The organism is Haloarcula sebkhae, assembly GCF_014647415.1.
GTDB classification, from domain to species: Archaea; Halobacteriota; Halobacteria; order Halobacteriales; family Haloarculaceae; genus Haloarcula; species Haloarcula sebkhae.
The window spans coordinates 1-19,874 of the sequence record NZ_BMPD01000010.1; the positions used below are offsets into that span (position 1 = coordinate 1).

Genomic DNA, 19,874 nt, shown 5'->3' on the forward strand with positions numbered 1-19,874 from the left:
CGTTTTCAGGTGCTTCTGTGGTATTGTCCGAGGGCGGCGTTGTCTCGTTTTCAGGTGCTTCTGTGGTATTGTCCGAGGGCGGTGTTTGCTCATTACCAGATGAGTTGTTGGTCCTGTCTGGCGTCTGCTCAGAGGTATTGTCAGACTGCTCTGTTTCTGAGGAGTTACTACCTATAGAAAGATTCTGTACAGTGGAAGTGTCATGGCCCGGTCCGCCAGGTTCGGGGGCCGCCAGTGCTGCTGCCCCAGGTGCTGCAGCACTGCTGACAAGGAGAATCGTAAAGACAACAGCGATAATTTGACTGTAAGCACTCTCTCCCATCATGTGTTGGTTCGAGTGTAATTAGCGGCGAGCGGTCGTACACAGACATCAGAGCATTGTAGATCTGTCTGGTTCGAGTTCTTGAGTTCTGGCCCAACACTCAGCGGGGTGATTGTGGGATCTTGGTATAGCTTCCGTTGATACGGGTGTTTTTTCGATTTCGATTCAATAATGTGAATATTGTTCCTCTTGTACACATTTTTAGGCCAGCCTTAACATACAAAAGTGTGGCGGATTTTAGACCGGCCTAAAACTGAGGTAGTACACAACTTTCACACAGGATATTGACAGCGACGGGAGCAGCATAGTAGCCATTGAAAATCAACGCACACCTGATCGCACGATAGCAGTCCAATCGGTGTGTAAATCGTTTCGATTGTTACTGTAGTGAGAATGACTGGCTAAATTGCGAGCTCACAAGCCTGACAGCTGGACGATAGCCTCGTTTCTCGAAGATAGCAAGGTGATTTCCATCACCGGTAGGAAGTTCGACGGTCAGCTGTGCCTGAACCTCACCGGCGAGCGGGAGGACAGCCCCCGCATCGTCGAAACAGGAATCCTCGATGTCGACGAAAGTGGTGAGCATCTACTGGAGAATACAGTGCCCCGGACAGAGGACGGGACGAGTGTTGTTCTAGACCGACTACTGCCGGAGTAACAGTGCCGTGATACGGTCTCTTTATGAATCAAAAGGGTGCGAAATGTCTGCTCAATAAGACTGCAAATGTATCGAAGATATATTGTTCACTGGAGTTACCATTATCTACAACGGGTATGCAACGCCTCTATATCTATAACGCCGCACTCGTGATAGTCGGAGCCTCACTGGGAGGCCCAGCAGTGCGCTCAATCATTGCTGGAGAGTGGAGTATCTCAATATTGCTTATGACTATTGGTGGGTGCGGACTGGTTCTTGGTGCTGTATCTCAGTCGCTTCGAACCGACCCTGATGATTTTACTGTTTCTACTAGTATGCTGGTTCTAAATATCGGTGCTGCCTGTCTGGCTCTTTTCGGGACGCTTCTCTCTGCAGCCTCCGGTTGGTAACCTCACTGTACTGACCACTGGTCGTCGTACTTGCCAGCAGTCCGTGGTGTTGTTAGCACTCAGTCGCGTGCGTTCAGAAAGAGTAGTATCGTCCCTAAATTGCACTCTCAGCTGACAATACAGAGTTCGTGGATCGCACAGACGGAACTACACTTCTTCCTATTCAGATAGAGCGGCCAAACACTCAATAATCGGGTTATCCAACAGACGAGTATGGCTACTATCGAAATTGACGAGGAGGTGTATGAGGCACTCCAAATTCCTGAAGGCGAACGGTCGCAGGCAATGAAAAAAGAGTTGGCTGTCTCGCTGTACGCACGTGATGTCCTTTCGTTCGGGAAAGCGCGTGCATTGGCAGAGCTATCCCACCGAGAGTTCCAAGCATTACTCGGAGACCGCGAAATCCCACGTCATTACACCGACACTGAACTTGCCGAAGATCTTGATTATGCCGAATAACAAGCTTGTAGTCTCGGACACATCACCACTGCTGAATCTTGCACTTATCGATCAACTCACGCTCCTCAAATCGCAGTTTTCGAGCATCACTATCCCACGTCAGGTTTGGGAGGAACTCACTGACGGAGAGGCAGGTGTCGACGCGCTCCGCTCGTTGCATGACGATGCGTTCCTGACGATCACCGAGGTCGAACAGTCACACCTCTTCACTGAAATCTTCCACGAGCTGGATCTTGGCGAAACAGCCGCTATTTGTCATGCCATTGAGCAGGATGCCGATCTCATCCTCTTGGATGAAAAGGACGGCCGACAGGTGGCTCGAAGACACGACCTGACGGTGACAGGAGTCATCGGGATATTGCTCCGCGGAGCCAACGCTGGAAATATTGAATTAAAGCACGAACTCGACGCTCTTCGTGACGCCGGATTCTGGATTTCTGATGACCTCTACTCCAAAGTCCTATCTGAAGCAACAGAATAGCTACCGTTCCCACGGGAAGATACCATGACGCTCGCGATAGGCTTCGATCTGGTCCTGAAACTCCTGCTCCTGGAAGTCTGGCTTGTCGCCGTGGATGTCTTCGGGAGAGACACCGTCGGGGAGGTGCTCATAGTCCGTAGCCTCCTCCGTGTCGTCCTCCCGCTCGGGCTCGTGGCGGTGCTGTCCACACTCCCTGCAGGTCCAGATCATACGGTCAAGGTGTGAGTGACACTCGAACCCGTCGAGCCCGTGTGACTCGTGTCCCGTTATGGCGCCACACTGTCGACAGTGGAACTCAACGCCGAGTGTCCCCAGCTCGGATCTCGCCTGATGACGCTGCACGATGCCGGGAACAAGCCAGTACGTGCTGTCGTCTTGCTGGAACTCGTCTTTGAGGCGCTGGAACTCCGAGCGGTCGGTGACCGGCGACCCGTCCTCAAGATAGATTCGTGGCTGGACGTCGTCCCCGTCCCAATCGGTCTGCTCGTCGGCTGTCTCCAAGAGGGCCCCTCCGCGGTCCTCGTCGATCGTGGTTTCGGTCGGAAGCTCGGGCCACCCTTTGGTGAGATTGGTGGCTGGCTCACTCCCGAACGCTGCACGGCACTTCACCGTCCCATGAGAGGTGTCCTCGCCGCTCGCGATGCTATCAGACAGGGAGAAGGCCGCAGCGCCGAGGGCTCGTGCGTGGAAGGTAGTGTTCGCCTCGACGAGCGCGAGCACGACTCGGCCGAATGTCCACTCGCCGAATGGGCCGTCACTGTCGTCGTTGGTAGGCGTCTCTGAAACACTGGTGTGAGCACAGAACGGACACTGGCGCTCATCCCGGGGGATATCTTTCCCACAGGTCGCACAGGTTCGAGAGGCATCTTCTGGCTCGCTTGGATAGCCACGGGATTCGAGGATGCGTTCCCGTCCGTTCCCCTTCGATTCAGGATCAGAACTTGCTGAACCACGGATATCCTCGGGGTCGTATTCAGGATTCCGGTCAGTCACACGGATGGTTGCGTTCGTCATCGTATTTAAACCCTCAGCCAGAGGGGAGCACAAAAGCAATAGAGACCAACACAGGGAGAGGGCCTGCTAGTCGTCGTTCGTGCTTTCGGCTACTTCCGATACAAACGAGTCTGTCGGCTCGTCGATGTCGTACTGATTGACCAGTTCCAGCCCAGCCAATGCTGCATTTGTGCCTGCAAGGTCCGCGTTGACCAACTGTCGGAGACGAATCACAGTTTTGCCGGCACGGTCGTAGCCTTCACCACGGAGCTGGTAAAACTCCATGAAGAGGCGTCTCCAGGCGACTGACGAACCAGTCACTGTGAGGTCCCAGTCGGCTTCAACCTTTGACGACGACTGCCGGCGGTAGTGTCCCTCAACTCTGTCGAGTAAGCCGTCAATGATCGCGCCCTTGTTACCCGTTCGTCTGTTTTTGCGAAAGGTTGGGTCGATGAGGTCTTTCCACTCGTCAAGGGAGTCGATCTCGTGCTCGATAACTAGTTCGACTTCGACTGTTTCGAGACAATCGGTTTGCGAACTTTCGTCGACGCGCCGAAGTCGGTTTGCAGTCCCTTCGGCTTGGACTGTGAGTTCTGGAAACTGCGCTTCGGTGGATTCGGTTTCTGGGTGCTGTTCTCCGTTCTGACCGCTTTTGCTGGTCTTTGATGCCATAGTATGGTCGAGAGCGCTCTCACTGGAACGCCCCTCACCTGACTGGGGGCGAAAAAATGGGTCCCATGCCTGTGATACCAATCGTTGAATATAGTTTCTTCACCTGTGAAAGCGAGTGAACCAACTGCAGGGTAGACCTGCGGACTAGTCAGTATGACAAGTAGGGTTGTCGATCGGACAGTCAGCGCTATGCACATAAAATGACGTTGTCTGGTCCTGGACTCCAGCTATGACACTTACACAGCCGTCTCGATCTTCTGTATTGAAGCTATTCCACTCCCCAGCTTCATGGCGAGTCATTATTTTTAACGGTGTATCTGGCCAGACACAATCGATGATAATCCAATCAGGGTCTACTGTGAGTTCACGAGTCTCCGTATGAACTACTTCATCAGTATCAGTGCGTTCTATCCGTAATCCCACTGGGACTGTAGTAGATTCTGTGTTTACGAAACTGAGTTTCTGCATCGTCGCATACCCCTTACTACCAGTAGAGGAACAGCCCGCTAGTAGACCGATTCCCCCACCCGCAGTAACATGAAGTAGCTCCCGTCGCTTCACGACTAACCTCTCCGGTAACTCCGGTAAGTGCTTTCCCCGTACTGACGGATATAGACGAGAGAATAGTTGATCATAACAGCTTCTAACTAACCAACACTATGCCGCTGCTACCACCGTATGTTGGTTAGCGAGCCACCCATTTGGAGGTCCAAGAGGATTTACGCATCAGTCGCTCGTCAGCTACGAATACATACTCACGCCATCGTGGGCCTCTCTAACAGGCCCCCGGCACGTAGTCGCGGTCGGAGTGTGGGGTGTAAGAGCAGCGGCGTGACAAAGGTCTATATGATGTCGAGGTGACGCTCAACCAAGCGTATGGATATGGTTCAGGGATGCAATAGCAAGGGCCTCTCCACGCTATTCGTGAAGCCGACCCGGAGAAAGTACCCAACTGGGGCGTATACGACCCAGATGAGGGTCCATGTGGAGACCGTATAGCCACGCTTACTGACGATGGAACGCCCACCCCTGATTCGAGTCCCATACCCAGTGCATACAGCTCAGCTTCGGCCGGGATTTGAAGCCAAGTCTCGGTCCAGTACATTCTCGTTGTCGTCTGTGTCTGCTTCGCCCGTTGCTTCTGGAGCATGAGGACACCGGACACGTGTGTTCTGAACCGCTTCGAGTGAAGGATGTTGTTCCTCACACGATTGTGTCACAGCTGGACAACGTGGGTGGAACGGACATCCTTCTGGTCGGTCTGCTGGGTCAGGAGGAGCACCGCGAAGCGGCATTGGTGGGGTGTCTCGTGGGTCATCACTTGGAATCGCACGAATTAATGCTTCAGTATATGGATGGTTAGGGGACTGGAACAGTTTGTTTGCTTGCCCGAATTCGACGATCTCGCCAGCATACATTACCGCGACCCTGTCGGCAAGGAACCTGACGACATCGAGGTCATGGGAAATAAACAGGTAGCCGACACCAAACTGCTGTTGTACGTCCGCAAGAAGTGACAGCACTCTCGCCTGTGTTGCCATATCGAGTCCGGAAACCGGCTCATCGAGGACGATTACGTCAGGGTCGTGCGCGATAGCCCGGGCAAGAGCGACGCGTTGTATCTGTCCACCAGAGAGTTCTCTCGGATACCGATCAGCGATTTCTGGAGTGAGGTCGACGCTACACAAGAGCTCAGCAACGTCGTCAGGCCCAGTTCCATGTATCGACGCCGTGGTTGCATCGCCAGTGGCTTCAGCAATTGACCGGCCGACAGGCCACCGGGGATCAAAGCTCCCCCGGGCGTGTTGAAACACGACGCCGACTCGCCGCCGTTGTGCGGTGGAACGCTCTGAGAGGTCACCGACACGGGTTCCATCGAGACAAACTTGGCCATCGTCCGGGGTGAGCTGCCCGGTAGTGAGTTTCGCGAGCGTTGACTTCCCGCAGCCACTCTCACCAACAAGCCCCAGCGTTTCACCATGTTGGACCGCCAGAGACACATCACAGACCGCTTTCGCCGATGGATCTCTGCCACGCAACCGGTCGAGGATAGATCGCTTCGGTGAGAACGCTTTCGAGACGTTCTGTACTTCAACCACAGGAGCACCGGTCTGTGCATCGTCTGGAGTCTGGCTACGCTGTGTCATGCTGTTGCCCTCCGTCAGCTGCTGGTCTCTCTTGCTGTTCGGACACTGACTGGGCTTCAGAGACTGGCGCTTCCACACAGGCCAGTCGGTGATCCGACGCGGCCTCCGTTGTTTGAATCGGACCCGAACGACACGCGTCGGTCACGTGCTGACAGTGGTCGGCGAACGGACAGCCCTCGTGACTGCCGGTGTGGTCCTGTGGACGTGCCATGGCAGAGTGCCCTCGCTCGTCAGCGTCGCTGTTGCGGACAGAACACGAAAGCAGTGCTCTCGTGTACGGGTGTTTCGGTGCGGTCAGTATCCGCTCAACCGGGCCAGCCTCCATTACCTGTCCGTCATACAGCACCACGACGCGGTCACAGGTCTGTGCAATCACGCCAATATCATGGGAAATCAGGAGAATGCTGGTGTTTTGCTCGTCACGTAGCGAGCGCAATCGCCTGAGGATATCTGCCTGTGTAGTCGTGTCAAGCGCTGTTGTCGGCTCGTCGGCAATTAGTAACGCGGGCTCACTTGCGAGTGCAGTTGCGAGAACGGCTCGCTGCCGGAGCCCACCGGAAAGCTCGTGGGGGAACGACGACACGCTTGCATCCGGATTCGGGATGCCAACTTGCTCCATCAATTCGATAGCGCGCTCGCGTGCGTTCTCCCACGCTGACCGATCCCGGAACGGTGATACACCGAGGAAATCTAGCAGACGCTGTTTCCCACTCGATTCGTGTATTCGAACCGATTCAGCGATCTGTTCACCGACCGAAAACACCGGGTTCAACGTTTCCGTCGGGTCCTGAAAAACCATCGAGATACTGTTTCCACGTAGTCGACACAGTGTCGCTTCAGCAGCAGTTGTCAGCTCTCTCCCAGCAAAGGTAATCGATCCGTCAACGATTTTTCCGGGGGCCTCAAGTCGGCAAATTGATTGGGCAGTAGCGGACTTGCCGCTACCACTTTCGCCCAGTATGCCGACAATTTCGGCGCGGTCAACAGTGAACGACACCCCGTTGACCGCGTCAACGGTCCCTTGATCGCTGTCGAAACGAGTATGCAGGTTCTCGACGCGAAGCAGTGATTCGCTCATTGTTATAGTTCCTCCATCTGGGCTGTTTGCGTGGGTGAAAGCATATCTCGAAGACTGTCTCCGAGAAGATTGAAGCCGAGCACGGTGACCATGATACAGAGGCCCGGAGCGTTGACAAGCCACCATGCCTGTCTGAGATAGTTGCGTCCGGATGCAAGCATCGTCCCCCATTCAGGTGTGGGTGGCTGTGCGCCCAGCCCAAGGAATGAGAGTCCCGCAGTGCCAAGAATGACGCTGCCGATGTCGAGCGTTGCCAGAACGACAACTGGTGCAACGACGTTCGGTAGTAAGTGGCGAGTTGCGATATGCATCCGCGACCGGCCGAGTAATCGTGCGGTGGTCACAAACTCGCGTTCGCGAAGCGAGAGAACGCTACTCCGAACTAACCGTGCGTACGATGCCCACCCGACGACCGCCAGTGCAAGCATCACGTTCACCAGACTCGGTCCCAGAATCCCAGCGATGACGAGTGCAAGGACGATTCCGGGGAACGCAAGCAGCGTATCGACAAGTCGCATCAACGCCTCATCGACCCAGCCACCGGCGTAGCCGGCGACAAGACCGACTGCCGTCCCCACGAGAAGGCGCACAGTGGTTACAGCGACGGCGATACCGAGCGAGAACCGCGCACCGTGAAGAAGTCTGGTCAGTACGTCTCTACCGAGCTGATCGGTCCCGAACGGATGGGACAGCGACGGTGACTCAAGCCTGTTCGAAAGATCCTGTTCGGCTGGATCGTAGGGCGAAACAACTGGTCCAAGCGCCGCAAGAACGAGTAACGTGAGCACAACTCCGATCCCAAATTGTCCGAGGCGGTCAGCTGTGAGTCCATCAGTCCACCCCTGTCGCTTGTCGGCCTGCCGTTTTCTTCTGTTGGCTGCGCGGTCGCTCATGTTGGGTCACCTCCGAGATCGATTCGTGGGTCAAGTCGGCTGTACGTCAGGTCAACGGCAAAGTTCATCAGGACAAAGATGACGCCGATTAGCAGTGTCACGCCCTGCACGACCGGGTAGTCACGAGCAAAGATTGCATCAACAAGTAACGTCCCCAGCCCCGGACGCTGAAAGACCACCTCGATGACGACTGCGCCGTTGAGGACGTAACTCAACTGTAACCCAATAATCGTCACGACGGGCACAAGCGCGTTCCGGAGCGCGTGTTTGTAGATGATAATCCGTTCTCGCAACCCTTTCGCTCTGGCGGCCTGAATGTACGCATCGTCCAGAACATCGAGCATCGCTGTTCGGACCAGTCGTGCGATAACCGCAGCCATTCCGGAGCCGAGCGTCAGTGAGGGGAGAATCAGATGTTCCAGTCCAGCCGCGCCGGCCACCGGAAAGAGGTTGAGTCGGAGCGAACAGACGATAATAAGCAGATAGCCAAGCCAGAAGTTTGGCATCGAGACCCCAATTAGCGAGCCGATCTGTGCGGCGTAGTCAGCCTGACTTCCCGGATTCCTCGCGCTGGCGATTCCGGCCGGGATAGCTATCACAAGCGCGACGAATATCGATGCAACAGCGAGTGCGATTGTATTCGGCAACCGCTGGATAATCATCTCGGAGACAGACCGGTCGTTGTAGTACGAGTGACCGAGGTCGCCCTGCAGTACGTCCCCCATCCAGTGGGCGTACTGAACTAGGAATGGATCGTCAAGCCCATTTTCAGCTCGGAACTGCTCCACCGCTTCCTGAGATGGGATCTGTCCACCCATCTGCTGGGTCAGAATCGTTCGTGCCGGATCGCCCGGCGTGATGAAGATCAGTCCGTACGTGAGAAGCGACACACCAAGCAGAACGATTGCCATCGTCAGCAGTCGCTTGCATAGTTCCTGCCCGTTCATCGCTGCTATGTGACATCCTCCAGATGGTAACAGGATTCGATAGGATGGGGCTGATAGCCCTCAACGTCGGCACGTGTCCCGATGACGTTTGCGTAGTAGGTGAGCCAGCCGAGCGGGAGGTCGCGTTGAATACGCCGCTGGATCGCTGCGTATCGCTCGAACCGTTCGTCACGGTCAGCTGTCCGTCTGGCTGCTTCGAGGTGCTGATCGACCGTTTCGTTCTCGTAGCCACTGAACATCGTCGCCGTCTCCGAGTGAACGAAGTCGGACAGTCGATCCGGATCGGGATACCATAGCACTGAACTCGACCATAGAACGGTGTCGAACTCCCCGTTTTTCGCTTGCTCTTTGATTGTCGAGGACTCCATGACCGAAATATCGACATCGAAGCCAACCGCCTGAAGCTGTGTCTGTATCACTTCGGCAATCGTGGGCAGTAATGGACGGGTGTTGTACGTCCAGATCGAGACAGACAGTTCCTCGCCATCGCGGATACGGCTGTCTCCATCTGCTTCCCATCCCGCTTCAGCGAGAAGGCTCCGTGCCTTCTCAGGCAAGTGTTCGTACGGTTCGAGCTCTGCAGCCCACTCCGTTACGTCTGACGGGAACGGACCAACTGCTTTCGACCCCAGCCCATTCAACAGCGACGCAACGATGTGGTCCCGGTCGATAGCATGCATCACCGCTCTGCGAACTTTTCTGTCCGAAAACGGTGCCGAGTCGAGGTCGAACACGAGGTATCGGGCTCGGGGGATCTTGTACGTGTGGGCAGTGAGATCGGGATCGGATGCAAGCGTATCCGCTGCCTTGTTCGGCAGAATACGTGCCATGTCCAGTTCCCTGTTTTCGAGTTTCAGCCGCCGAGTCTGGTCGTCAGTGATCCCTTCATAGATGAGTGTGTCAATGTGCGCGCCCGAACCGTAGTAGTCCGGGTTGGCGGTTGCCGTGATTGTCGAGCCTGCCTCCCAGTTTTCGAATTGAAACGGTCCAGTACCGATCGGCTCATTGACTGATCCATCGTCGTCGATTGCGGCCGGTGAAACAGGGCAGGTAATCCCACGGGTGCAGTGTGCTGGTAGTGGCGAGAACGGAACTGCTGTCTGAATTGTAATCGTCCGGTCAGCAGTGGCTTCAACTGCATCGACCGGGACTGCAGCCATCGAACTTGAGTCGAATGCTCGCGTGAGTGATGGGAGAACAGTTGCTGCGGTCACGTCGGTACCGTCGTGGAACGTGACTCCCTCACGGAGTGTGAACTCCCATGTCCTGTTGTTGACCATGTGCCAGTCCGTGGCCAGGCCCGGTGACACGGTCCCATCGTAATCGACGGTAAGCAGTGGCTCAAGCACGTTGATGCGTCGCCAGAGCCAGCCGTTTGTCACGGGGTCTATCGAATCCGGTGTCCAGGGTGAGCCAACTCTGAACGTGTCATCGTCTTTGCTCTCGCTGCCTCGTAGCCAATACCCACCGAGACCGGAAATGCCGGCCGCGGTTCCAAATAATGCCTGTCGTCGCGTGAATTTATACATACGACATCACACACTTTCTCCATCTCACTCGATTGCTCGTCGATACCATCTGGCTTGGTCCACTGGCTGCTGGCGGTGAGTATGTCGACCCCAGATCGTGAATCCAGTCTATACCTGAGCTGGAACGCAGGAAACCCACGCTCATGCTATTCCTGTTCATTGTTCTCGCGTGAGCCCGGACCACTCGATCATGTTGTCTACTGGATGGCCGTCGATACCGGCGACATCCGCCTGCCGGCCGAAGACGGACTCGTTGTAGTACAGCGGAATGACCGCTCCGGTATCGACCACGCGTCGCTGGACTTCAGCGTAGTAGTCTCGTTTTGCTTCCAGCGTTTCTGCCCGGTATCCCTGTTCGATGAGACGGTCGACTTCGGGGCCAGGATTGTAGATACCGGTGCCATCTTGCTGGTAGCGTTTCCGGTTGTCACTGCCCTCTGAGTGGAACATTGCTCGAATAAGATAGTCACAGGCAGCGCTGTTCGATCCGAAACCGACGAGCGTCAGGTTCGCTTCCCCGGCGGTGAACGTGTCGTTGAAAGATGCTGGGTCGACCTGCCGAATCTCGCTTGTGACGCCTATCTCTTCGAACCACCCGGAGAGCGTCTGTGCGATCGTTCTATCGTCGGTGTTTTTGCTGTTGATCAGAATCGAGAGTGTTTCGTTGTTGTATCCGGATGCCGCAACAAGCTCCCGTGCCCGATCCCTGTCTGGTCCGTAGGTCGGGAGGTCATCGTGAACTGACCACGGAATAGTAGACGAAATCGGCCCACGTGCTGGCTTACCGATGCCGTTGAGGACGCTGTCGACGATCTGGCTCTGGTCGACAGCCCAGTTGAGTGCCTTTCGCAGTTGCTCGTCATCGGTCGGGGACCGATATAGATTCACCGCAACGAGACCAGCTTCAGGTGTGAGATACGTGTCGACCGCTGTCTCCGGCGCGTCGGCAAGCGCCGTAGCCCGACTTTTCGGGATTTGCTGTGCGACATCAACTGAACCTTTTTCAAGAGACAGTACGCGCGTGTTAGGGTCTTTTATCCACTCGAAAGTGAGCTCTGTGGGGTTAGCCGTGCCGTCCCGATAGCCAGCAAACGGGGTAAGCCTTATCGACTGTCCCGGCTTGACCTCATCAACCTGATACGGGCCTGTCCCAGTCGGCGTCTCGCTTTCATCAGGGTGCTGAATGCCAAAGTACTGGTGTGATATTGTACCAGGAAACGCGGGGAAGGGCTCCGTTGTCTCGAACCGAACAGTGGTGTCATCTACTGCCGTGACGCCGTCAGACGTGACACCGATCCAGCCCGGGACCCACGCCCACTGCTCAAAAACCCGGTTGAAGGAGTGGACAACTGCGTCTGCTGTCAGCGAGGCTCCGTTGTGGAATGTGACATCTTCGCGTAATGAAAACTCCCACGTCGTCTCGTCAACGGCCTCCCAGTCTGTAGCAAGCAGCGGTGCGGTTTCCATCTCCGTCGTGGTGTCAACGAGCGGCTCAAACACATGCGTGTAGTAGGGTGTGATACCGTTGTAGACATCCCATTTCTCCCGTGTTGGATCTCGCGTCAACGCAACAGTAAATGAGTCGTCGGCGTCGGCCTCTGAGCTGCTACAGCCTGCAAGCAGGCCAACGGCACCGGCCAAAGTGCCGCCTAAGAGCTCCCGCCTCGAACAGAGTTTAGGCACTGGCCGTCACCTTGCTTCTGAGCCGCATGTGGACAGCATCAACACAGATAGGTGGATCTAATTCCACGCGGCTGCTTACCGGGAAATATTGTACAAATATCGACATCATGTGAGATATACGGAGAGGTAGCCAGTAAAACAATTTTGGTTTAGCTAACTAAAATGAGTTTGTGTAAGGTGCACCGGATATTCTCTTTTCTCAGACCATATAATAAATGATGCTCTAGGAAGAGATTTCACGGTGCCTATTGGCACAGGCCACTTCTTATCACCAGTTTACACCCTTCCATTGATAATGTCAGCGACCCGCTGTCGGTCGAATAACTGGTGTTCAGTGGGAACGTCGCCGACAGACCCAGGCCACTCGCCAAACTCATCTGGGTACAATTGCATCGCAACCGCCTCCGCCGAGAAGAGGTCAATGATCGGCCCCATGTTTGTCCCAGCCGACCGTACGAAGTTCTCGTTTTGGACTGCAGTCAATTCACTCAACGTTTCGTGATTCTTGGCTGCCTGGAGCGTTTGCTGGAAGGATTCGTTATTCCCCGTGGTCAGATTATCGATCAGTCCGATGTATTCCGGGTCAACGTCAAGGAGCTTTTCGTACCCGATCTCCTTGTACCGAACGTAGGTATCTCCCTTGAACGCACTGTTGACGCCCAGTTTGCGCAAGGTTCTTGTATCGTTTCGGAATGCGTCGATCTCCGCCGCCCGCAACGTTTTTCCTTCAATATCGAAGTCTATGATGAACGCGCCGACGGTCGGTTTGTCATCCGGAAGTCGCGACTGTATCTCGGCAAACACCTCCTCTTTGAAAGCGATCCATGCATCGTACCGGTCTTGCCGCTGGAAGATTTTTGCTGCCTTCTCGACGGCATCATACAGTGTATAGTACGGGTCTCGTTCGTATGGAAAGCGGATCATTGATCCCAATATTGGACCGACGTTGCGCTCTATCTCTTCGAGATCCTCATCATTCCATCCCGAGTACCGCTTGAGAATCCGCGGATCCATCAGGTGTACATCAGCATCAACCTCGTAGAACACTTCCTTGTCGAATTCTGAGTCACTGGAATCCAGAAGGGACTCTACAGAATCCAGATCAATAGCAACGTCAGGGAGTGCATCGTAGTATTTCAGTTGCTCTTCCTCAAGGGACATCATCGCAGATGGCTTGATGCCCAATGCCATCGCGATATCCATCCAAGCCCCGGGAAAACTTGCATAGGTTTCGGGCACTGACTCGAACGTATATGTGCCGGCTGGTTTGACCGTCACTTCGTACGGCGTTGGGTCGTCGGCTTCTGTCATTGATTGGTCGTCCGACGGGGACGTAGCTGTGGTGTCATCCGACGACGAGCCGTTGCTAGTGCCGAGACAACCGGCAACTATCCCAGCGCTAACGATACTACAGCCAGCTTTTAGAATATCCCTTCGACGGTGACAGCAGTCTAAGCCATCATCATTCTGCATATTTTAGGCTGCCCTAAAATAAACTTATGTCTTGTGGTTTTAGCTCAGTACCGCTGAAAAATCCCAACTGGCTGGTGGTTTGTGATGAAATCACGGTGAATCACAGGGTCGCTCTCTTGATCACAGCGTGTAATGTCGACTAATACACTACGACCTACCCTCGCCTCACGAGGATTGCTGTCACTCTCTTTCCAGTCCTCCAGCGTGAACTCAAGCGTCTTCAACTCGCCGTCGGTACTCTCGAAGACAGCTGCAACCGATGGAGTCCCATGGTTGTCAGCGGCGTAGGCCACTTTGATAGTGTCGTGGTCGGCGTCAAGTTTCGTCCAGCCATCGAGTTTGTCCGGCGGGTCCTCAGCAAACTGCTCGATCTCACGCTGTGTCAATTTGGCCTCTGCTGCATCCCGCCACGCTTGTTTGGTATCCTCTACTTGAGACTGCTCGATCTCCTGAAGGACATCGCTGTCGATACACTCACTGGCCCAGGCAAGCACCGTCTTGGCTTTCTTGTGCTTTTCCTCGGGTTCGCCGGTTAACTGCCCGAAGTTCATCTCCTTGGGAGACATCAAGAGAACGTGCGAGCGCCAGTGGCCGGGACCAGCCTCGCAATTTTCACCGGCATCGGGAGCCCACGACTCCATCGAGACCCGTACTTCCTCGTGATGACCGAAGCCGGTTCGGACGCCGCCGGCGCGCAGGATTCGTTCCGCGAGGTCGATGGTTCGCTCGCGCTCGTCAGCGGGCACTTTATCGGGACGGTCAACATCAGCATAGAATGGCAAGCCGACTTTGCTGATGATCGTCTGTTTGTAGTTTGGGATAAGTAACGGTTCCTCGACGAAAATCGGGTCGAACGGTGGTTCGGCTGTTGGCAACATACTGGAAAGCCTCCAGCCAGTGAGGCCGCACAAAAAATCGCTCTGAGGCGGCGTTAGGTCGAGAGGTACTAGTCGGCAGTGTCGCCGTGCTTCGCTTCTAGAGCGTCCCAGTCAGCCATTGAGTCGTACTCTGGTCTGACCTCTCCGTCCGAGAGCATATCATCAACGAAGGCTTGGACTTGTTCGTCAGCGGGCGCGGCCTGCAGGTCATACTCCCGGGCGATGAACCGGATGCCACAGAACGTACGTCCGTCTGCTGCAAGCTGCCAGAGCAAGAGCTTTCGGTTCTGGTAGGTTGCGAGTTCGGTCAGCAATTCCTCGTCTGTTGGATTGGACATCGTTTGGAGCCTCCACTTGACAGGGTGTGCATAAAACGAACCTTGCGAATAAGGTGAAATGGCAATACAGTGCTTGAAACGGCCATTGAGTCGAGCTCTAGTAAGTACGAACAGATAAGATTATGACTCCCGAGAGTGGTACTTGGCTTGACAGGATGTATGACGTGAATAGCTTCAAACGCGATATGATGGTCGTTCTTGCGGGCATGGATAGTCCGATGGGGACAGAACTGACCGCGGAGCTGCAGGAATACTACTCTGAGGAGATTACGGTAGGACGTGTCTATCCGCAATTGGATGATCTAGTTGCAAAGGGGCTAATCAAAAAGAAGGCTAAGAACGGGCGAGAGAATAAGTATCAGTTGACGAAGCGTGGCGTGCGAGAGCTTCAGGCCCATCGAGAATGGGAGGACAAGTACTTGGCTCCGATCAGTGAGCTATCTCCGTAGTGGATTTTTGAAAGAGATAGACAGGGCTCTCCGGAGAAGCGCCCATGCTTGACAGATGAGTGTACAGACTGCATTTCAATTGTCCCACCTCATCGCTGGGCCAAACGTCACAGACAGAGCTTGGAAGAGGCAACGGTATTGTGATGACATTCGAGTCAGAGGTTGCAGAAAATTCCCGTCGATTCGACTGCTACTCTTCGGCAACCCGCTCTTCGAGGTTCTTACGTTTGAAGCATGATGTTGCGAGAGGCGTTGACCCGGAACCAACCCGGTATCCGGTCGGTGGTAGATATGTATAGTGCTGAAGACACTGTCCCAACAGTTATTACCTAATACATGAATTATGAATTGTATGTCGAAAGCTGCCGGGGACCCAGAGCGAGCTATCAATGGTCTCCTGTCGATTGCACAACTGCTGGAAGAGCCACGCTTGGCCCGGCTCTACACGTTCGTCCTTCGTGAGAGAGAAGTGATTATCGACGATATCGTCGCTGCATTAGAGATTCCCCGGACGACAGCGTACTCGGATATGGGGACGCTTGTTGACCTCGGTGTCGTGACCCGTGATGAAGAGCAGAAGACACACACGTATTCGGCGGTCCCGATCACGCTTACTGCAGATCTGGATGGTGACGAGTATACCGTCACTCCCACTCTCATCGAGGCCGTCGGTCGCTCACCACACGACCAGGATCTCAACCTCCTCCTGGAAAGATACGGGCTCGGTAAACTCGCGGCTGCGCTCACGTACGCCATCCCCTATACCAACGGTGAGATGTCTGAACGAGTCGCGGCTCGGGAGCTCGATCTGCAGCAGGCCTTCGCGATTACAGTCTTGCATGCGCTTCGAGATGTGGTTCAAGATATGCAAGCCGTTGACCCATACTTTGAGGATATCCGGAATGCTCGCGACCAACCACCGTCATCTGAGGACTGACGGGCACCGATGAGCACGCCATTCGACCCATTTCAGGAGACCGTAGCGTGGGTCGCAGATACCGGATTCTTCATCGCCTGTGGTCGCCAGGAGAATAATAAATACACTGCTCTTGAGCGCTTCGCCGCGCAGAACGACCTTACGTTTGTGATCCCCCAACGCGTCTACGAGGAACTCGGCGGAGCGCCAGACCGCAGCACACCGGGACAGACGCCGATTAACAGTGCACTCGATGCTGGCTGGGTTCGAGTTGCTGCTGAACCCGAATATGCGAACAGCACAGTATCTCGGGTGATGGATGACATCCGGTCATATATTGCTCGGTCATCAAATCGACCTGAGGACCAGATTGAGAAGGCAGATACTGCCCTCGGCGCTGTTGCAGCAACCCTTCTCGACAACAGTGACGTTCGATACGCCTGTGTTGTGACCACGGATACTGATGCGGGTGAAGGCACCGTCGCAGCACTTGTAGCTAACGGCTTCGAAGACCGGATTCAGTTCAGAGACGGATTTGAGTTGATCAACGAAATTACGTAGTCGGGTTGTCGCTGAGGTACGCTTGGTCCTCATTTCTGTTTGAACTTATTGTATCAGTATGCAGTGCTGATAGGATGTACCTGCAGACACCGAATTTATACCAAGGTGGGGACTTATTACGTAGTTTCATTTCAGCCTAACTATCGGGTCTATCCTTCTAGCATAATCTTTGAGTTTAACCTTTGAGTTTAAACGCCCAGTCTAATTCATTAGTCTAACCGTACAGTCTAATCATCAATCATAACTATCCATCCTAACTATCAGATCTAATTGGTTGGCTTTTTTCGTGTGTCTGACGAGTGTTTATATTGGGTTAGACTTATAGGTGAAACATGCTCGCGTACACCATTTACAGTGAGGCTGGCGGCGTCGGAAAGACGACGCTCGCTGCGAGCCTCGCGACAGCGCACGCTGAACACGATCGCGATGTTCTGGCAATTGACCTTGACCCGCAGCAGGGGTCACTGACATACCTGTTAGGAGTCGATGCGCCGCGCAACGATGGGGATGCAGACAACATCGCTCGACATCTTATCGACCGGCCACTTGGACCGTTCGCTGACATCGTCCAAGAGACGGACTATGGTTTTGACCTCGTCCCAAACCACGACATGCTGGAGAACCTGCCCAGCCTCCTCAGCCAAGCTGAAGAGATGGCAGAGGACCTCGGTGAGTTCTTTGCGCCAAACGAGCGTCTGTTTGAGGTCCTCGTTGATGCCGGTGTGATGGAAGACTACGACACTATCGTCGTTGACCCGCCAGCGACTGCGGGCCCACAGCTGTACAACGCAATTCACGCGACGCGGTCGCTCGTGGTCCCGGTGGAACCGACTGGTAAGGGTATGCAGTCCGTTGAGGGGCTCGAAGATGTCGTCATTAACCTGCAAGACTCACTCGATATCGATATCGGCGTGATGGCTGTGATCCCGAATGGCATCGGGTCAACGAGCGACCAGCAGAAGTATCTTGAACGGATCGGTGACCTCGGTTTCGACGCTCCAGTCGCAATTGCCGACCGCTCCTCACTTTTCGAGGGGTGTTGGGACACGCAACTGCCGGCGGGCCACTACGTCCAGGAGGTCCGAAGCGCCTACGACTACGAGAAGGAGACACTTGCTCAACTGGATGACCTCGCGACGCACATTGAGGAGGTGGCGTAGATGGGCAACGGTATGAAGTCCGGTTCCGGCGAGGACCCGTTTGAGGGCATCGAGAGTGCTACTGAAGATAATGACCCAACGGGAGACCACGACGACACGACGGCTCAGTCTGATCCTATTATTAACGATGACCCGACAGACGAAGACGCTAACAACAGCGGCAACAGTGGTGTGTCGGGACTTCCGTGGAAGTACTCGCGCTCGAATGCAAAGGACGGTCGTGAGATGGTCCAGTTCTTCCTCCAAGAAGAGACCCAGACTGCCGAGGAGGTCGCACAGTCAGAGCTCGAAAGCCGGCTTGACGAAAATGTCCTGGCGTTAGACCTTCGCGAGGCGGCGTATCAGGTTGCCCTTGAGGAGCATCTCGATGACGTCGCAGACCGGCTACGAGAGTGGGGCTACGACGCAGAGTGAACATCCCGCGTTGAAAATATACGTGCCACTATTCTCTAGATGCACAGTTTGAGCCTGTTGTATAGTCGGCTGGCCAGACCGTATGAAGCCGTTGTACGAGCAACCGAACTATGAGGTCAGCATTTACAGCAACTCAAATGCGTATAATTTCACGGCTGTAAGTAGAAGGTTTCACACTAGTTGAGACTGGTGCTCTCAATGCATACGGCTATGCTTCCCGCAGTTCATTCAAAAGGCCGTGGTGAATCGCTAGATTTCGCGTGATTTCACTGTTTTATCACCTGCTTGGTGTTATGAACTGCACACATCAAGACGTGTTACAGAAGTTTACCGTACAAAGTCCGCGTACCCGAAACGGAGTATGAACAAGAACTAGAGCGAACTTGCAAGCCCCGAGCGTGTGTGGGTTATCATAACAGCGTTTTGAGGGCTGAAATCTGCCTTGGGCGGATCGAAGAGTCGACCTTCTGGAGAACGGATTAGCTGTGGTATCATACCATTGTACTAATTCACGTTAGCGATCCCCCAGCCACGGCCTGAACCGAAACCCACTACACACGACGATTGGTACACCCTAATCTATGCTGGCATTGCCAGCCTTAAGTATGATATCCGCAGTTCTCGTACAGCTGAGTGAAATCAGCATCACAAGTGGCTACGGACTGGTGGTGTTTTTTCTGATTGGTCTCTTCGGGGGTGCACACTGTCTCGGAATGTGTGGCCCGCTCGTTGCAACCTATGCTGAGCGTATGGAAACTCAGGACCGGTGGTCGAGCGCACTCACTCTGTATGAGGTGCGTCAGCACACGCTGTTCAACATTGGCCGGACGATGAGCTATGCTACCATCGGATGCGTCTTCGGGGCTGCCGGCGCGTTACTGTACGGAACCATCGGGCTCGCTGGATTTCTGCGGCCAGCTCAGGGTGTCGTCGGTATCTGCATCGGCGTAGCAATTATTATTATGGGACTCACCCGGTTAGCTGGCTACAAACAAGGAGCCGTTGAAGGAGTTGTTGCCGGTACTGGTATCGGCTCACTATTCGCGCGGACCTACGCAGTCATTTCAACACGGGTCGACCGCTGGGTCAACAGTATCGGCATCATCGGCCTCGGCGCGCTTCATGGGTTGTTGCCGTGTATGCTTCTTTATCCGGCATTCCTGTACGCGTTTGCTCAGGGCTCACCTGTATATGGCCTCCTCTCGCTCGGTGCGCTCGGGGCAGGGACGGTCCCCAGTGTGTTTCTCTACGGAACAGTTATCCAATCAGTGAGCACGCGCCAGCGACAGGTAGTCCATTACGGACTCGGTGTGTTGTTCGTTGGGCTTGGATACATACTGGTAGCAATGGGATTCATGCGGTTTGGCGTCATGCTCCCGTTACCAGATATCCCGTACTATCAGCCGATCTCCGAATCGGGGGCGGTTGCGTAAC

Annotated in this window: 20 protein-coding genes and 1 pseudogene; 9 read left to right on the forward strand and 12 right to left on the reverse strand. The window is 54.6% G+C overall.

The features are described 5' to 3' along the window. Positions 1-325, reverse strand: a pseudogene (locus IEY38_RS21425) (hypothetical protein); the annotation flags it as partial. A gap of 460 nt (positions 326-785) precedes the next feature. Between IEY38_RS21425 and IEY38_RS19555 the strand changes: the two are divergent. The 3 genes from IEY38_RS19555 (at position 786) to IEY38_RS19565 (ending at position 2,309) form a co-directional block, all read left to right on the forward strand. Continuing rightward, a complete protein-coding gene (locus IEY38_RS19555; RefSeq protein WP_229727367.1) occupies positions 786-980 on the forward strand; it encodes a hypothetical protein in 195 nt (64 codons plus the stop codon). A 602-nt stretch (positions 981-1,582) separates the two neighbouring features. Continuing rightward, a complete protein-coding gene (locus tag IEY38_RS19560; protein WP_005533804.1) occupies positions 1,583-1,828 on the forward strand; it encodes a UPF0175 family protein in 246 nt (81 codons plus the stop codon). Then, complete coding sequence (locus IEY38_RS19565) at positions 1,818-2,309, forward strand: DUF3368 domain-containing protein (RefSeq protein WP_005533805.1); 492 nt, start codon at positions 1,818-1,820, stop codon at positions 2,307-2,309. The genes IEY38_RS19560 and IEY38_RS19565 overlap by 11 nt, the downstream gene beginning before the upstream one ends. Here IEY38_RS19565 and IEY38_RS19570 read toward each other — a convergent pair whose 3' ends face one another. The 11 genes from IEY38_RS19570 to IEY38_RS19620 all read right to left on the reverse strand — a co-directional run bounded on the left by IEY38_RS19570 (position 2,310) and on the right by IEY38_RS19620 (position 14,940). Then, complete coding sequence (locus IEY38_RS19570) at positions 2,310-3,323, reverse strand: hypothetical protein (RefSeq protein ID WP_005533806.1); 1,014 nt, start codon at positions 3,321-3,323, stop codon at positions 2,310-2,312. Between the two features lie 66 nt (positions 3,324-3,389). Beyond that, the gene (locus tag IEY38_RS19575) at positions 3,390-3,974 is read right to left on the reverse strand and encodes a hypothetical protein (protein ID WP_005533807.1); all 585 of its coding nucleotides are present in this window, start codon (positions 3,972-3,974) and stop codon (positions 3,390-3,392) included. 1,061 nt (positions 3,975-5,035) lie between these two features. Beyond that, complete coding sequence (locus IEY38_RS21875) at positions 5,036-6,121, reverse strand: oligopeptide/dipeptide ABC transporter ATP-binding protein (protein ID WP_188980465.1); 1,086 nt, start codon at positions 6,119-6,121, stop codon at positions 5,036-5,038. After that, entirely contained in the window at positions 6,108-7,199 is a 1,092-nt protein-coding gene (locus IEY38_RS19585) for an ABC transporter ATP-binding protein (protein WP_188980467.1), read from the reverse strand. Before IEY38_RS19585 ends, IEY38_RS21875 begins: the two co-directional genes overlap by 14 nt. Positions 7,200-7,201: 2 nt before the next feature. Beyond that, positions 7,202-8,092, reverse strand: coding sequence for a nickel transporter permease (gene nikC / locus IEY38_RS19590; RefSeq protein WP_005532835.1), 891 nt, complete (start codon positions 8,090-8,092; stop codon positions 7,202-7,204). Next, a complete protein-coding gene (gene nikB, locus IEY38_RS19595; protein ID WP_188853943.1) occupies positions 8,089-9,039 on the reverse strand; it encodes a nickel ABC transporter permease in 951 nt (316 codons plus the stop codon). Before nikB ends, nikC begins: the two co-directional genes overlap by 4 nt. A 5-nt stretch (positions 9,040-9,044) precedes the next feature. After that, a complete protein-coding gene (locus IEY38_RS19600; RefSeq protein WP_188853945.1) occupies positions 9,045-10,568 on the reverse strand; it encodes an ABC transporter substrate-binding protein in 1,524 nt (507 codons plus the stop codon). Between the two features lie 156 nt (positions 10,569-10,724). Further along, positions 10,725-12,209 carry an ABC transporter substrate-binding protein gene (locus tag IEY38_RS19605; protein WP_229775393.1) on the reverse strand — a complete coding sequence of 495 codons (1,485 nt, stop codon included), beginning with the start codon at positions 12,207-12,209 and terminating at the stop codon, positions 10,725-10,727. Between the two features lie 318 nt (positions 12,210-12,527). Continuing rightward, complete coding sequence (locus tag IEY38_RS19610) at positions 12,528-13,724, reverse strand: ABC transporter substrate-binding protein (protein ID WP_049943795.1); 1,197 nt, start codon at positions 13,722-13,724, stop codon at positions 12,528-12,530. 44 nt (positions 13,725-13,768) lie between these two features. Beyond that, positions 13,769-14,602, reverse strand: a complete 834-nt coding sequence (locus IEY38_RS19615; protein WP_188980469.1) for a hypothetical protein — start codon at positions 14,600-14,602, stop codon at positions 13,769-13,771. Positions 14,603-14,670: 68 nt separating this feature from the next. After that, entirely contained in the window at positions 14,671-14,940 is a 270-nt protein-coding gene (locus IEY38_RS19620; protein WP_005533814.1) for a hypothetical protein, read from the reverse strand. Positions 14,941-15,062: 122 nt separating this feature from the next. On the opposite strand from IEY38_RS19620, the gene IEY38_RS19625 reads away from it, so the two are divergent. From IEY38_RS19625 to IEY38_RS19650, 6 genes are all read left to right on the forward strand, one after another. Continuing rightward, positions 15,063-15,389: a PadR family transcriptional regulator gene (locus IEY38_RS19625; RefSeq protein ID WP_005533815.1), complete on the forward strand. Its 327-nt coding sequence runs from the start codon at positions 15,063-15,065 to the stop codon at positions 15,387-15,389. A 352-nt stretch (positions 15,390-15,741) separates the two neighbouring features. Then, on the forward strand, positions 15,742-16,326 hold the full coding sequence (locus IEY38_RS19630; RefSeq protein WP_005533816.1) for a DUF7437 domain-containing protein: 585 nt from the start codon (positions 15,742-15,744) through the stop codon (positions 16,324-16,326). Between the two features lie 9 nt (positions 16,327-16,335). Beyond that, positions 16,336-16,866, forward strand: coding sequence for a hypothetical protein (locus IEY38_RS19635; RefSeq protein WP_188980471.1), 531 nt, complete (start codon positions 16,336-16,338; stop codon positions 16,864-16,866). A 332-nt stretch (positions 16,867-17,198) separates the two neighbouring features. Then, positions 17,199-18,026, forward strand: a complete 828-nt coding sequence (locus IEY38_RS19640) for a ParA family protein (protein ID WP_005533825.1) — start codon at positions 17,199-17,201, stop codon at positions 18,024-18,026. Next, on the forward strand, positions 18,027-18,440 hold the full coding sequence (locus IEY38_RS19645; RefSeq protein WP_188853970.1) for a hypothetical protein: 414 nt from the start codon (positions 18,027-18,029) through the stop codon (positions 18,438-18,440). Between the two features lie 605 nt (positions 18,441-19,045). Continuing rightward, positions 19,046-19,873, forward strand: a complete 828-nt coding sequence (locus tag IEY38_RS19650; protein ID WP_390182275.1) for a sulfite exporter TauE/SafE family protein — start codon at positions 19,046-19,048, stop codon at positions 19,871-19,873. The last annotated feature ends 1 nt before the right edge of the window (position 19,874 follow it).